We start from the raw sequence: 14,360 nt of genomic DNA, 5'->3' as shown, positions 1-14,360 counted from the left end.
TATAGAGATAAAACAACACTCGTAAATCAACGTAGATTTTATTTTATCTACGAAGATCAAAGAGTTATCAGGTGGGTAGTCATAAATGTCAGGTAGAACGAGCACCCAAGCTTTGCTCGCTGGGGCAGTCTTTGCGCTGTTTACAACTTCGTTTCAAGCACACGCAGCATTGCCTGACAATTTTGACGTGCAGGTGGAGCAGGTAAATCTTGTCCTCTCCAACCCTGTTGCGGCAGAAATCAAGCTGTCTTTCAGCAAGAAGCACAAGCGTTTGAATTTCCACGCCAAGAGAGAAGCTGCTGCTGCAAAACTCTTCTATGAAAACAGAGGATTCCAACCAGCTTGGATCAAGAAGGGCAACCTGACCACCGCTGCTCTTGCGATCATCGAAAAGCTACAAGCAGCTGACGAAGAAGGCCTGCGCTCGGAGGACTACCCTGTTCCAGCGCTAGACTTTAACGTCTCTGGCCTCGCAAAGCCTGAAAAGCTAGCCGATGTTGAACTGCAAATAACCCACTCCATCCTCAAATATGCTGAGGAAGCACAAGCTGGGCGGGTGAGCCCCTACGCAATCTCTGAGGATATTACCCTCAAACCAGAGCGCCCGGACCCGGTTGAAGCTCTGGCAGCAATCGCCAGATCAGCAAATCCAACTCAGGCACTGGCAAATTACAATCCGCCTCATCAGGAATACGCTGCGCTCAAAGCCCAATTGGCCGAGCTGCGCGATCAAACTGAAAAAGGCGAGTTGGAAAAGCAAATTGTCATTCCTTCAGGCAAGGTGCTCAAGATTGGAACTAAAAGCACACGTGTCGCCCTGCTGCGCGAACGGCTCGATGTTCCAACAGTAGATTATCAGGAAAACGTCTACACACAGGAGCTGGCTTACGCTGTAGAAGCGTTTCAGGCAGCAAATGGTTTGCATGCGGATGGCTCGGTTGGCCCGCGTACTCTGCTCGCTTTGAACGGTCGTGTCAGCGGCAACCCGATCAATGACGTAATCGCAAACATGGAACGCTGGCGCTGGATGCCACGTGACCTGGGCGAGACACACCTGCGCGTCAATATTCCTGAGTTTATGGTGCGCCTCAACATGGATGGGTTCGTGATGTACGAAACCCGCATCGTTGTTGGCAAAAACTCCAATAAAACGCCCGTCTTCTCAGATAAAATGCAGCATGTGATCGTGAACCCATATTGGAACGTTCCGTACTCCATCGCATCAAAAGAGCTGCTACCGGAACTACGTGCAAATCCAGCCAGCTACCTGCAAAAAGGCAACTACGAAGTTGTATATGGCGGCAAAATCGTTGATCCGCGCCGTGTGAACTGGGACGCCGTTACTTTCAGAAAAATCCGCATTCGCCAGCGTCCGGGTAGAGGCAATGCACTTGGCAAAATCAAGTTCATGTTCCCCAACAAACACAACGTGTACCTGCACGATACACCGTCCAAGTCGCTGTTCAATCGCTCCAACCGTGCGTTCTCTCACGGCTGTGTCCGTGTACAGAACCCATTCGACTTTGCAGATGCTTTGATGGCCACACAAAGCACCATCACCGGCAACTACATCCGCTCGCTCGTTGGCAAGAAGCAGATACAGGTTAACCTGCAAAAGCAGATCCCTGTTCACATCTCATATTTCACTGCCTTTGTGGATGAAGCGGGAAAACTGCAAAGACGACCGGATATCTATGGTCATAACCAGGCAACTATCGATGCCCTCAACCTTTAAAATTGTAGGTATTCACAAGTATCCACAGCCTAATACAGACCTATGCGTGTAGAAACGCGTACATTTGTCGCATGTAAATAGCCGAATGCACAAAAAACTTGGATTGTTGCCGTAAAGTCACTAGTTCGCGTAGATTGTAACTACAGTAAAGGCTCATTAACCTTGTCTACATTAAACAGAGATGTGGGGCTCTGGGGTAGGGTTTTAGCCGAAACGCGAAAGCGAGATACAATTGCGTAACATGTTTGCATTCGGGCACTCGGACTTCGTTAAACGTCTGCCCAGCATTTCTATGCTGGTCGCAGCCGTCTTTTGTGCGCTCATCCTCACCTCAATCTCTTCCGCCAGTGCAAGTACACGCTCCCTAAAGCTGTACTTCACACATACGAAGCAAAAGGCAGAAATCACCTTCAAACGGAATGGCCGCTATGACAAGGCAGGCCTTCGCCAGTTGAATAATTTTCTGCGGGATTGGCGCCAAAAAGAGCCAACCAACATGGATCCTGAGCTGTTTGACCTAATCTGGGAAGTTTACCGGAAGTCTGGCTCAAACAAGTACATCAATGTGGTTTCAGCTTACCGCTCTCCCAAGACCAACAATATGCTCCGTAAACGCTCCAGCGGTGTGGCTAAAAATAGCCAACACACCAAGGGCCGAGCAATGGATTTCTTCATTCCAGGTGTAAAAACAGCAAAACTACGGGCAATTGGCCTACGTCAACATGTAGGCGGCGTCGGCTATTATCCACGCTCCAATACGCCATTTGTGCATATGGATACCGGCTCCGTGCGCCACTGGCCACGTATGACCCGCTCCCAACTCGCAAAAGTGTTTCCAAAGGGCGACACCATCCACGTGCCATCTGATGGCAAGCCATTGGCGCGCTACAAGCAGACACTCGCCGAGGTAAAGCGCAAGGATTCCGGTCGCTCGACAAGCGTGGCAAGTCGGTCCAGCTCATCCAAAGCAAGTGCACGGAAATCAACCAGCTCCAACAGCGGTGGCAGCTTCTTCTCTCGCCTGTTCAGCAACACTGACGGAAAAGCAGAAAAGAAAGCCACGCCTGCTCCTGCGGCACCGGTTCCACAGGCTCCGGCAACACGTGAGCCTGATCCAAGCCAACGAGTACAACGGGACTTTAACACAATCCCGCAGCCAAAAATTGCGCTCACCTCATCTCAACCAGCGGTTAGCCCAGTTCCAGGGGCGGCATCGCCCTTGGCGCTTGCAGCAATAACACCTTTCGCAAAACCGAAACAGGAGAGCGAAAGCTCCCCTCCTCCGGCAACGCTGAATGTCGCGCTTCTTTCGGCTGCACGTCCACGAGTTAAACCGCAACAGAGCATACAGCTGGCCGCACTTCCTGCGGCCACGCCCCGCGCCCCTCAACGAGCACCGACTATTCTTGCAAAGGTGGAAACACCAAAAGACGGGATCGCAGCAATTATCGCTGCAACGGGCGAGAAAACACCAGACAGCTTGCGTCCACTCATCAACACGCAGCTGGCCTACGCATCGCCCACTGCAACGCTTAATCTGAAGAAAGATAAGTTCAGCAAAACATCAGCGCTCTCCGCTCAAGCACCATTTACAAAACAGCGCTTGCCGAACCTTCTACCTAAAGAACCACAGCCGCAGACAATTATCGCGAAAGTGATCCATCCGGCATCGCTGGTTGGCTTTGCGACGGCACCTCAGGTAGATGCAATTTTGCTGCTTGACCCGGTCCTGACAGCAGAGAACCGCCGCACCATCACAATGCAGCACCCAGATCAAAACCGCCTGACCAGCTTGATGGCGTCCGTGAGCTCCCTGCTGAAAGAGACGTTCACGACCAAGCCTTACCGACCAACACGCGCACGCGTAAAACGCGGTCCGGCAATTGCCTGGCTCGAAACCATCAACACATCCGGCCTTTTATCTCGGTAAGATTTTCTGAGGGAAATCTCTGCGCTTGCGATCAGACAGATGTCTATGTGTCCAGTTTGAAGTACGCATTTTCAATACTCACACCATCATTCGCTAAAGTAATTGCACTCTACAGTCAGCTCGTCCTCCACCCCCAACAGGCACAAAGACATTTTTGCATGGGAAATGAGGCACTGCTTTTTTCAGCCAAAAGCACATCCTTGCTCTCCCTTCAATAAAAGCCCTTACCAGACATAAAAAAGGCCCCTTGCATGCTGCAAGGAGCCTTCTTCAAATTCCCTCTGAGAACCCTCAGAAATCAATCTTATCTGCTTATGCTTCTGCCATTTCAGCACCAGCCATACCAAGCGCATGGAGGTAGAGATCGAGGATCGCCTCTTCTTCTTCACGCTCATGCGGCTTGCGCTTACGCAGGGAAACAATCTTACGCATGACCTTCACGTCGAAGCCATTGCCCTTTGCTTCCGCATAGACATCTTTGATGTCATCAGCGATAACTTTTTTCTCTTCTTCAAGACGCTCAACGCGCTCAATAAACGCACGCAGTTGATCTGCTGCTACACCACTGGCATCTGACATGGAATATCCACCTTACGTTCGTGCAATATAATATTAACCCAGCTGCCTTGCTGCCAGAACTCAGCCAAGCGGTCAACCGTTACATATCGCTTTTCAGCAAGCTTCACAGGTTCTGGGGGAAGAACAGAATTTCAATGGGGATATAAAACATTTGCCTCAATTACTGCATAATTTTTTGGCATGAGACCGAAACTTTCCCCGCCTGCACCTCACCATCACAGTTCTCTCGCTCACCGCAAGTACCATCAGGATGCTCGTCAGCTCCACTTCTAAGCATCAGCACGTACGAGCACTTACTTGGATTGAGCAAACCCGACTTTTGTCCCAAGTTTATTCTGCGCGACATATTCGCATCTACGGCTTTACACGTGCCCGGAGAAACAATCCAAAGTGTTTCCGAAATATTTTAAGATGACAACTTCGCGATTCTCACTCACCGGAACGAGAAGCGTAATTTAACTTTGCCAAAATGTCGCATCGGAAAGAAAGGGCTTGTCTACCAACTAGAAAACACCAGCAAAGCACGCAGATGCTGGGTATAGATCTACATATAAGTCACCATAATTTTCTCAAAACGCGCTACATTTCATTGTCTTCTTGCTCAAATGACACTCACTACAAACATTCGGAGCTGTGGGGGGTTAGAATGTTTTGCCGCTTACCCCTTGCTTCTACGTGGAACTCAGGCCAATAAAGACATCTAGATTCCTAGAGGTATGGTTCAATTTTTGGACTGTATTTTAAATGTTGACGGGGGTCGTCCACACTCATCCAAAGCGTGGGCTAGGCAACCAGAGCATGACATGTCGGGTTTGGGCCAAATCATCATCCTGCCGTTTTTGTGTGGCCAATGATGAGTTGGGGCAACGTTCTTTACTCAGAACAACCTGTAATACCCGTAGTCTTGCTCGTAAACGCTCTGACCTGTGGTTAGTCTGCGTTGACAAGGGCATCAACTAAACGCATTAAACTGCCGTTTGTAGCTGTACATTGACTGTTATGAGATCATCCAGAAACAACTTCGCGACCTCAACTAAATACCGTTTTCGGAAGAATGCACTGGCAATAGCCTGTGTGGCTTTTGGAGTTCTGGGCCCTCAGCAGATCCCATCTGCGTGGGCGGACTTTCGGGCCTGTAACAAGACCGAAAGCACAGTCAACATTGCAATAGGTTATCGCGATGGCGTCGACTGGATCACAGAAGGCTGGTGGACAATTGAAAAGAACACCTGCGACACGATGTTTTCCGGCGATTTAGCGTCACGCTACTATTACTTGTACGCAGTACAAACGGACCAAAATGGCGAATGGGATGGCAAAGCGTACATGTGCGTACGTCAAAAGAAGTTCACCATTCGCGGTATAGAAGACTGTGTCGCTCGCGGTTATGAGCGCACTGGCTTCTTTGAAATTGATACAGGTGAGCAAAGCAGCTGGACGGTCCAGCTGACTGAGCCGGTAGAGCAAGGAACAGGTGGACGATGAAGCGTAACAGACGGGTCAAAATCCTAGCAACTCTCGGCCCCGCGTCTTCCGACAAAGAAGCTATCAAAAAGCTTTGGCTCGCAGGTGCAGACGTTTTCCGCATCAACATGAGCCACTCCTCCCACGAGATGTTGAACGACCTAGTTGGTCGCATCCGCTCCGTGGAAGCTGAAGTAGGACGTCCAATTGGCATTCTCGCCGACCTGCAGGGCCCTAAACTGCGCGTTGGCACTTTCGCAAACGACGAAAAGCCTATCCTCAAAAACGGTGCAACATTTATTGTTGATGCCGACGAAACCCCAGGTGACGTAACTCGCGTTTACCTGCCGCATCCAGAAATTCTCGGCACTCTTGAAGTTGGGCACCGCTTACTGGTTGACGATGGCAAAATCTGCCTTCGCGTAATCGAAGCATCTGCTCAGCGCTGTGTGACCACTGTTGAAGTGGGAGGCACCATTTCTAACCGCAAGGGCGTTTCTGTTCCAGATACAGAAATTCCAGTCGGTTCCCTCACCGAGAAAGACTACAAAGACCTAGATGCAGCGCTCGCTGCCAAGGTTGATTGGTTGGCACTCTCCTTCGTACAGCGTCCAGAAGACCTGATCGAAGCACGTGCGCTGACCAAAGGGGCCGTAGCAATCATTGCCAAAGTTGAAAAACCTCAGGCTATTGAACGCCTCTCAGAGATCATTGAGCTGTCCGACGCTATCATGGTTGCTCGTGGTGACCTTGGTGTAGAAATGCCGCTTGAGCAGGTCCCAGGCCTTCAAAAGCGCATGATCCGCGCATGTCGCAAAGCTGGTAAACCAGTTGTTGTTGCAACGCAGATGCTGGAAAGCATGATCACCTCCCCGGTTCCAACCCGCGCAGAAGTTTCCGACGTGGCAACAGCAGTGTTTGAAGGCGCAGATGCAGTGATGCTCTCCGCTGAATCCGCAGCTGGTGATTTCCCGTCAGAAGCTGTTGCGACCATGGACAAGATCGCTGTGGAAGTTGAGCAGGACGAGAACTACCGTTCTATCATCCACGCTCAGCGTACAGAACCAGAAGCAACCGGCGCTGATGCAATCACTGCAGCAGCTCACCAGGTCGCAGAAACTCTAGATCTGGCTGCGATCGTAACTTACACCGCATCTGGTGGCACTGCACTGCGCGCATCTCGTGAGCGCCCTGCAACGCCAATCATCGCGTTCTCACCTGAAATCTCCACAGTTCGTCGCCTGACCATCGGTTGGGGTCTGCACTGTGTAGCTAGTCAGGATGCAGCAACCGAGGAAGACCTGATCAACCGCGCTTGCTGCCTTGCACACAATGAAGGCATTGCAAAACCGGGTCAGCGTATTCTGGTTTCTGCGGGTGTTCCATTCGGCACCCCAGGCTCCACAAACATGCTGCGCGTTGCGTTTGTTGGCTCCGAAAGCAAATAAGCTTTCACACAACAACCGAACAAATAAGAAAAAGCCCGTGATGCACATCGCGGGCTTTTTTGCATCTCATTTGGATAGGCAGGAACGAGCTCCTAAAACAGGTTCTAGAAAGCCCACTTGAAATCAACCAACCATTCACTCTCCCCCCACAGTTTCCGAGCAACTTCTGGCCTCAGCGCATGACTGGCAATCTGAGCTTCTCCCACAGGACCAACAGTCTCCATCCGCTTTTGTGGGCCGTAGTATCCGCCCGGCTCTGCTTCAAGACCAGCAGCCGCTAAAACAGTCGGCAAAGCACCCTTCATCGCAGGTTGGGCAAAGAATTTGTTCATCACTTTATAAGCTTGATTCATCAGTCCGGTTGGACCCGTGCTTTGCAAATGCGTTGCCGAATAGCCCGGATGCCCTGCGGCAACGAAAGATTTGCTTCCCGCCTCGGTCAAACGCCGCTGAAGCTCAAGCGCAAACATCAAGGTTGCCAGTTTACTCTGCCCATAAGCTCTCATGGGTGCATAGCTTTTGCGCAACATCAGGTCGTCAAAATTGATCTTCCCCATCTTGTGAACCAAACTAGCAACAATGACAAAACGTCCTTCCGCGGCCTCGACGTTAGGCTTAAGCAAGCCAGCCCATAGAAAGTGTCCAAGATGATTTGTTGCCAGTTGCAGTTCATATCCGTCAACGCTCTTCAACTGCGGAGTTTGCATTATACCAGCGTTGTTGATGAGACCATCAATCCTAGTGTATCTTGGCAAAACAAATTCAGCAGCACGACGAACTGAGGTAAGGTCACTTAAGTCCAGATGTACAAGGCCAATTTTGCTTTTGGAACGCGCTTGCAAAGCCTTCTGTGCAGCCGTACCCTTCTCGGTATTACGGCAGGCAATAACCACATCACCCCCTGCCTCTGAAAGCATCCGTGCTGCCTCGAACCCAATACCGGAGTTACCGCCAGTGATGACATAAAGCTTTCCCTCAAGAGAAGGCAGCTTATCCGCAGTCCAGTTGGAAACAGCGCTGCTCTTGTTCATTCCGCTCATTCAAATTCTCCAAAGCGCGGCACACATCACAAATTGACCGCCTAACGTAAAGTTGACAACTTAGATCTATTTTGTCAACTAGGTAAACATGAAAACAAACTTTGACAAGAAGAAAGCACTTGGCGTTTTCGCGCAATATGGCTTCCGCAAAACATCCGTGGGTGATGTCGCATCCGCTGTCGGCTTGTCACGGCAGTCGCTCTATAAGAAGTTCGGAAGCAAGGAAGAATTGTTTCAAACAATCATCACGGAATACTCCGAGGAGATTGTCGCTCAAGCCATTAAAATACTTGAGGAAACTGCCAATGACTCCAAATCTCGGATCTTAGCAGCACTAGACACAATCATCGGCCAGCACGTTGACCTGATGAGGGCTAGTATCCACGGCTCGGAACTGGTTCAGATGAGTGAGCAGATCATGTCATCTACCGGCAAAGGCATCATGCCAAAAGTGATGAATAAAATTGCTGAAATCATTATTGAAACGCACGAGGATCGCACCCCAGAGCAAGCAGAAGACGATGCCTTCATCCTCTACACACTCGCCAAAGGCCTCTCGTTGACGGTCGCGACCTATGCGGAATATGAAGCCGGCATAATCAGAGCGGCAGATCGTCTGCTCGATTAACACCGGCGCAGCCTGAGCACATCATTAATGATACTGCCCCCACAGCTGCTCGTGCAGATTCTTCACCGCCTCTTGCGCATTGGGAAGCAATGGGTAGATGCTAAGCACATGCTTGAACACCGCCAGCGCTTTCTGATTTTTCCCGGTTTTGCGCAGGATCATACCAAATCCAGATAGGGCAGGATAATGCCGCGGCTCTATGAGCAGCACTCGTTCAATATCAGCAAGAGAGCGCCCTAAATCCTCCCTCAGGAAATGCACAGTCGCTCTGCGGTTCCACCCTTCCACATATCCAGGATCAAGGCGCACCACCGCGTCCAGAAGATCCAGTGCAAGACCATATTCTTTGCTCTCAATAGCTTTGCCTGAACGCAGCATGAGCAAACTAAGCGTGTGACTTCCGGACTGCATGAAGAGGCTATGGATACGGCTTGAAATCGCTTGAGCTTGATCAGAGTTATCTGCATCCCGTAGCTCCAGAAACAGCGCATCTAGCAATTGTTGCCGTGTGTAATGAGACGGAAGAGATAGACCGGGTTTGGCACGACCTATCTGGGCAGGACCGCCTGCAGGCCCTTGCAAAGCAGCACTAGGCCCCGTGCTAAGTGGCGGATGCCCGTTAGGCAATCCGCGAACCAACTGCACACCAGCGCCTTTAGACACTGAGACAGATTGCTCAGAGGCCTGAGCTGGCATACTTGCGCCCATTACCAAGGTAAGGGCGAAAGCCATCACGGCATACGTCAGGGGAAACCTGAAAAGCCGGGCTACGATATCTCCCATCACGGGGAGGTGGAGAAGGGCAAACGAAAAAAACCGCATGGCAAAAGTATCTCACTTTTGCCATGCGGCTCGCAACTCTTAGAACCAAGGGTTTTTCACGCCAATTTCACTTAAATCAGCGTAGAAAACTTAACCCTGGCGCGCTTTAAAACGCGGGTTCTTTTTGTTGATAATGTAAACACGACCTCTGCGGCGTACCATCTGGTTATCACGATGGCGGCCCATGAGTGCCTTAAGAGAATTCTTAATCTTCATTATCCTACCCCAGTTAGGGACATAAACATAGGGATCCTGAAGTACCACGATCCGCCAACGAAATGAGGCGCCAGGCGCCTCACAGTACGGTTTACCAAACCCAGTCAGCGCTGCACTCTCACAAATGTAAGAAGCGGCGCAGTTCCTGTGGTCAGGTCCCGCTCCGCCGGAGATAACATCAAAGATGCTTAAACCGGCGAAAAATGGTGGGCGTGACAAGGATCGAACTTGTGACCCCTACGATGTCAACGTAGTGCTCTCCCGCTGAGCTACACGCCCGAAACTTTCAAAGAAGCTCGTCCGACAGCGCCTAAACGCTGCGGTGGAGTGGCATATAAGAGGAATTTTCAGAGTGTGCAAGCCCAAATCAAGAAATATGCATCCTCTTTCCACATTCACACCTTAAAACCCCCTAAACGAGCATTTTTTCCACTTCACGAACAAGGTCTTTGAGGTGAAATGGCTTGGAAAGCACCTTCGCATCCTGAGGCGCTTTGGAATCAGGATTCAGCGCAACAGCAGCAAAACCCGTGATAAACATAACCTTTAAATCCGGATCCAGCTGAGTGGCTTTACGCGCCAGCTCAATACCGTCCATTTCCGGCATCACAATATCGGTGAGCAAGAGGGCAAAGGGCTCTTCGCAAATACGCTCGTATGCGCTTTTTCCATTATCGAAGGAAACAACAGTGTGCCCAGCCTTTTCAAGTGCTTTGGACAAGAACTGGCGCATGTCATTATCGTCTTCCGCGAGCAGAATTCGAGACATGTTTGACAACCTAAAAACTCCAGGTGCAGCGACGAGGTCCTCCTCAAAGAGCTGCCCCGCAAAAAATTAGAATATGTCAGACGTACTCACCCCACACAATCCGACAGATTTCGAACGAAGTACGCTGTTAAGAACAGGAAACTACTCGGGAATACCTATCAAAACAATAGGGCCAAATGAAACAGCGTCACATCATGAGGTACTTCCTCTCAAACTGAGGGAGCAAAGACACACAAAATGTTAGAACGCTACGTTCACGACAATAATTCTTGCCTATTTCCAAGCGAACTTTCTAAGGTCTGGCCCGAACACAATATTGGCTCTATACTGAGAAATATATTGGGCAAAAGAAGGAATGTTAGCTTGGCGACAGTTCTGGAAGATCATCATATTAAAGCCATTGCAAATTATAGTGATACGCTTAGCTCTGGAGATCAGATCCCCGCTTTTGAGGTGCTCTCTCCTGATGAATATTCAGTTCCATTTGTCTTCAACAGCCCCCATTCAGGGCGTGCATACCTGTCGTCCTTCCTTCAACATTCCCGACTGGACACCACCCAGATCAGACAAAGCGAAGACGCATTCGTCGACTTGCTGATAAAGGATGTGGAGCAAGTCGGCGCACCTCTCCTCAAAGCCAACTTCCCACGCGCTTATATTGACGTAAACCGGGAAGCCTATGAGCTGGACCCCAAGATGTTTGAGGGCTCTCTTCCAAAACACATCAACTCCCGCTCCTTACGCGTTGCAGGCGGCCTTGGCACCATCGCCCGCATTGTAGGTGAAAAACAGGAAATCTATCGCACGCGCATCCCGGCACAGGAAGGTCTTGATAGGATCGAGAGAGTTTACAAGCCCTACCACGGCGCCTTGCGGGGGCTGCTCAACAACGTACAAGACCAGTTCGGTCTGGCCATACTTGTTGATTGCCATTCCATGCCCTCCCTCAATGCCAATCGCAACCATGACCCAAAAGCAGATTTTGTACTTGGGGACCGGTTTGGAACCAGCTGCTCCGCTTGGCTCTCCTCTTGCGCTGTCGGCCTGTTGCAAAACATGGGCTACAACGTAGCGCTTAACCGCCCCTATGCAGGCGGCTACATCACCGAAAATTACGGCAGACCAGAACGCGGCATTCATGCCCTTCAGGTAGAGATCAATCGTTCACTCTACATGGATGAGAAAACCCATCTCCCCCATTCTGGCTTCCACGACCTGCGCAAAGATCTACTGGAATTCCTTGCCTCACTGGTAGAGCTGGTCACAGAAAGCATTTCCAGAGAGATGTTGGCAGCAGAATAAGACCAGCACTGCATACACTGCACCCTCATCCCTCAGCACAAAAAAAAGGCCGCGCTCGTCATGGAGGCGGCCCTTAAGTCTAGGGAGGAAACGCCCTTCGCAAAGGGCAGCGCAGACACATAATGTCGCGCTGCAATAAAACTCGCATCGCATCGCACAAACGTCAAGTATTCCCTCGTATATTTGAGCTTACCCTAGACGAATTGGCCAATGAGTGACCTTGCGACAACACCCTTATTTTCGCGGATTGTTAAATTTACTGAGGCGCGTAACAATCGCATTTTTTTAAAATGAGAGGGAGTACTGAACGGAAACGTCCCCACCCAATTTTGTCTCGTAACGCGGTGTAAACAACTGCCCTTCAAGAGAGACAAGACCTAAATCGCCCATATCATAGGCGATCCCTGCCAGCAGGTTTCCACGCACCCAATTGTGGTTGTCTGCACCATCGAATGAGAAGGCTTCCATACCCGGAATATCACTTGTGCCAGAAACGATGATGCCGTCTGAATAGAAATCAACCTCCGCACCAGCACCTATCCGCAGCAATAGCGTGTCAGTCAGCGCAATATCTGCGTTCAGGCCCAACACGGCCGCGACAGCATTGGCGGAAAGATTATCGAAGTTGGCGGTGGTATCACCGCTTTCATCTTCACTGTATCCATCACGCGCCGTGATCTGCCAATAAGCTCCCACATATGGTTTCAAAAGCACGTTCTGGTTCAAGATGTTATCAGCCTCGAACCGAACACCAACAGCGCCTGAATTAAAAGCAGTGTCGGTTTTCATAACCTGCACATCACTAAAACCAGCACCGCGTTCAATATCAGCATCAGTGTAGAACCATGCACCATCAACGCGAACCTTCAGCTCACTCTTGAACTGCGCAAGGTTAAGCTGGCCGAGCCGGTAATTGATGTAACCACCAACACCAACGCCGTAATTAGGGCTAATAGAGTCATTGATACTGCTCTCGCCGTAAAGGCCAACAGCAAGCCCAGCGCGAATATCATCGGTAAACTGGTGCGCACCCATAATGTTACCGCCAAAGGCATTTGTCCCTTCCAGAAGGGATGACGCCAAACCACGAACACCAACACAACTCTCGGATCCCGCCTGAATCACACAGTCTTCTTCACGCAATCTGCGAGCAAGCCGGTTGTTACGGTCAACAGCCTTTGAGGACCCATCCGCAATATCTTCTACGGATTCCATCAGGTTCATCATGTCTTGCATCACAGTGCGGAACACAAACGGACGAAACTCATCTGCATTCTCGGTATTGGAAACGCCCATGACGGTGGAGCCATCATCACTCACACTGGTCGCCATGGAGGACGAACCACCACTCAAAGTGCCCATATCCATAACACCGCCAGCATCGGTCTGCCGGTACGCCATGGAATTTCCGTCGGCGCCATTATAATAACCAACGGTTACATCTCCATCTCCGCTAACATCTCGAGCTTCTGAGTCAGTGGCACCGGTCGGCATGGCGATTGGGGTCATCGTCCTCCCAGAATATTTAAAGGCGCTCAACGCCCCACCAATCGTTGTGCCAGTACCAACAACAACATTCCCGTTTGAGCTCACAGCATAAGCACGAGAGCTGGCATAGGTCGTTGTTTCCAGCTGAACGATTGACCCAAAGCTGCCACCTGTCCAAATGACCGCTTTCTCAACTGAGGCGCTGGTTTCAGAATAACCCGCAATCGCTGTGCCGTTTCGACTGATGCTGAGAGCCTGTGATTGAAAACTCGCATTCAGCTTAGTCAGTTCGGTCATCCCCAAAACAGAGGTGTAGTAGAAGGCATTTTTCTGAGTTGATGTGCCGCTGTACCCAACGACCGTGGAACCATCTGCGCTAATGGCCAAGGCCGAAGCTTCAGTGTGCGTCACGGAGCTGTAATTGATCCGAGTAATATCACCGGACTGATCCCAGATAGTGGCGTATTGCAGGGTCGAGCTGGATTCAACGCTCTTGGAATACCCAACTGTCGCCTTTCCATCAAAGCTCATGCCAAAGGCTTTGGACTCAATTTCGCCAGCCAGTTTGCCAAGAGGAAAGCCAACACCTCCAGTCCACTGCACAGCTTCAAAGGCCCCACGACTGTTCTTGCTGTACCCAACCATTCGGGCGTCGCTACGCATACCTCTCAGCATCACGTCATTTGAACGCAACAGAGCAGCGTCCAGTGCATTCTGCGCTACGGCAGGAGTACACATCAACGGAACAAGACAGGCCGTCCACTTAAGAACCTTGGAAGAGAACATAGAACTCAGTCTCCAGACTAGCCAGAACCAGCCTCACAAGCTTGGTTCCGTTAAACAGAGCAAAATCCATTCCAAGACTCTCAGATTCAACGGTCCCGCATCTATTGTCACTTTCCGCAAAACCGTTAATTTACATGCCTAATGTATTAACGC

At 50.4% G+C, this 14,360-nt stretch carries 12 protein-coding genes and 1 tRNA gene; 6 read left to right on the top strand and 7 right to left on the bottom strand.

What is annotated here, in order from left to right; all coding sequences use genetic code 11:
* Positions 1–85: 85 nt before the first annotated feature.
* Together BLS62_RS22035 and BLS62_RS22030 are read left to right on the top strand one after the other, a co-directional pair.
* Positions 86–1,735, top strand: a complete 1,650-nt coding sequence (locus tag BLS62_RS22035; RefSeq protein ID WP_093186086.1) for a L,D-transpeptidase family protein — start codon at positions 86–88, stop codon at positions 1,733–1,735.
* Between the two features lie 241 nt (positions 1,736–1,976).
* Positions 1,977–3,665 (top strand): peptidoglycan L,D-endopeptidase MepK, encoded by a 1,689-nt coding sequence (locus BLS62_RS22030; protein WP_093186083.1) that lies wholly within the window; start codon positions 1,977–1,979, stop codon positions 3,663–3,665.
* 312 nt (positions 3,666–3,977) lie between these two features.
* Here BLS62_RS22030 and BLS62_RS22025 read toward each other — a convergent pair whose 3' ends face one another.
* On the bottom strand, positions 3,978–4,244 hold the full coding sequence (locus tag BLS62_RS22025; protein ID WP_093186079.1) for a DUF2312 domain-containing protein: 267 nt from the start codon (positions 4,242–4,244) through the stop codon (positions 3,978–3,980).
* Between the two features lie 999 nt (positions 4,245–5,243).
* Here BLS62_RS22025 and BLS62_RS22020 point away from each other — a divergent pair.
* Together BLS62_RS22020 and pyk are read left to right on the top strand one after the other, a co-directional pair.
* Positions 5,244–5,729 (top strand): DUF1036 domain-containing protein, encoded by a 486-nt coding sequence (locus BLS62_RS22020; RefSeq protein WP_093186075.1) that lies wholly within the window; start codon positions 5,244–5,246, stop codon positions 5,727–5,729.
* Positions 5,726–7,156: a pyruvate kinase gene (gene pyk, locus BLS62_RS22015; RefSeq protein ID WP_093186071.1), complete on the top strand. Its 1,431-nt coding sequence runs from the start codon at positions 5,726–5,728 to the stop codon at positions 7,154–7,156. The genes BLS62_RS22020 and pyk overlap by 4 nt, the downstream gene beginning before the upstream one ends.
* 104 nt (positions 7,157–7,260) lie before the next feature.
* On the opposite strand, the gene BLS62_RS22010 is transcribed toward pyk, so the two are convergent.
* Positions 7,261–8,196: an oxidoreductase gene (locus BLS62_RS22010; protein WP_093186068.1), complete on the bottom strand. Its 936-nt coding sequence runs from the start codon at positions 8,194–8,196 to the stop codon at positions 7,261–7,263.
* Between the two features lie 88 nt (positions 8,197–8,284).
* On the opposite strand from BLS62_RS22010, the gene BLS62_RS22005 reads away from it, so the two are divergent.
* Positions 8,285–8,824 carry a TetR/AcrR family transcriptional regulator gene (locus BLS62_RS22005; RefSeq protein WP_093186061.1) on the top strand — a complete coding sequence of 180 codons (540 nt, stop codon included), beginning with the start codon at positions 8,285–8,287 and terminating at the stop codon, positions 8,822–8,824.
* A 24-nt stretch (positions 8,825–8,848) separates the two neighbouring features.
* On the opposite strand, the gene BLS62_RS22000 is transcribed toward BLS62_RS22005, so the two are convergent.
* The 4 genes from BLS62_RS22000 to BLS62_RS21985 form a co-directional block, all read right to left on the bottom strand.
* The gene (locus tag BLS62_RS22000; protein WP_208991025.1) at positions 8,849–9,646 is read right to left on the bottom strand and encodes a tetratricopeptide repeat protein; all 798 of its coding nucleotides are present in this window, start codon (positions 9,644–9,646) and stop codon (positions 8,849–8,851) included.
* A gap of 90 nt (positions 9,647–9,736) precedes the next feature.
* Positions 9,737–9,862, bottom strand: coding sequence for a type B 50S ribosomal protein L36 (ykgO, locus tag BLS62_RS21995; protein ID WP_093186056.1), 126 nt, complete (start codon positions 9,860–9,862; stop codon positions 9,737–9,739).
* Positions 9,863–10,066: 204 nt separating this feature from the next.
* A tRNA-Val gene (locus BLS62_RS21990) sits at positions 10,067–10,141 on the bottom strand.
* Between the two features lie 133 nt (positions 10,142–10,274).
* Positions 10,275–10,631: a cell cycle two-component system response regulator CpdR gene (locus BLS62_RS21985; protein WP_008551455.1), complete on the bottom strand. Its 357-nt coding sequence runs from the start codon at positions 10,629–10,631 to the stop codon at positions 10,275–10,277.
* Between the two features lie 438 nt (positions 10,632–11,069).
* Here BLS62_RS21985 and BLS62_RS21980 point away from each other — a divergent pair, with 438 nt between their 5' ends.
* Entirely contained in the window at positions 11,070–11,933 is an 864-nt protein-coding gene (locus BLS62_RS21980; protein ID WP_200798612.1) for an N-formylglutamate amidohydrolase, read from the top strand.
* 285 nt (positions 11,934–12,218) lie between these two features.
* Here BLS62_RS21980 and BLS62_RS21975 read toward each other — a convergent pair whose 3' ends face one another.
* Positions 12,219–14,207, bottom strand: coding sequence for a hypothetical protein (locus tag BLS62_RS21975; RefSeq protein WP_093186050.1), 1,989 nt, complete (start codon positions 14,205–14,207; stop codon positions 12,219–12,221).
* Between the last annotated feature and the right edge of the window lie 153 nt (positions 14,208–14,360).

Source organism: Pseudovibrio sp. Tun.PSC04-5.I4 (assembly GCF_900104145.1).
Lineage (GTDB): Bacteria > Pseudomonadota > Alphaproteobacteria > Rhizobiales > Stappiaceae > Pseudovibrio.
Note: the sequence above shows the minus strand (reverse complement) of the source record. Positions and strands in the feature narration are given on the sequence as shown.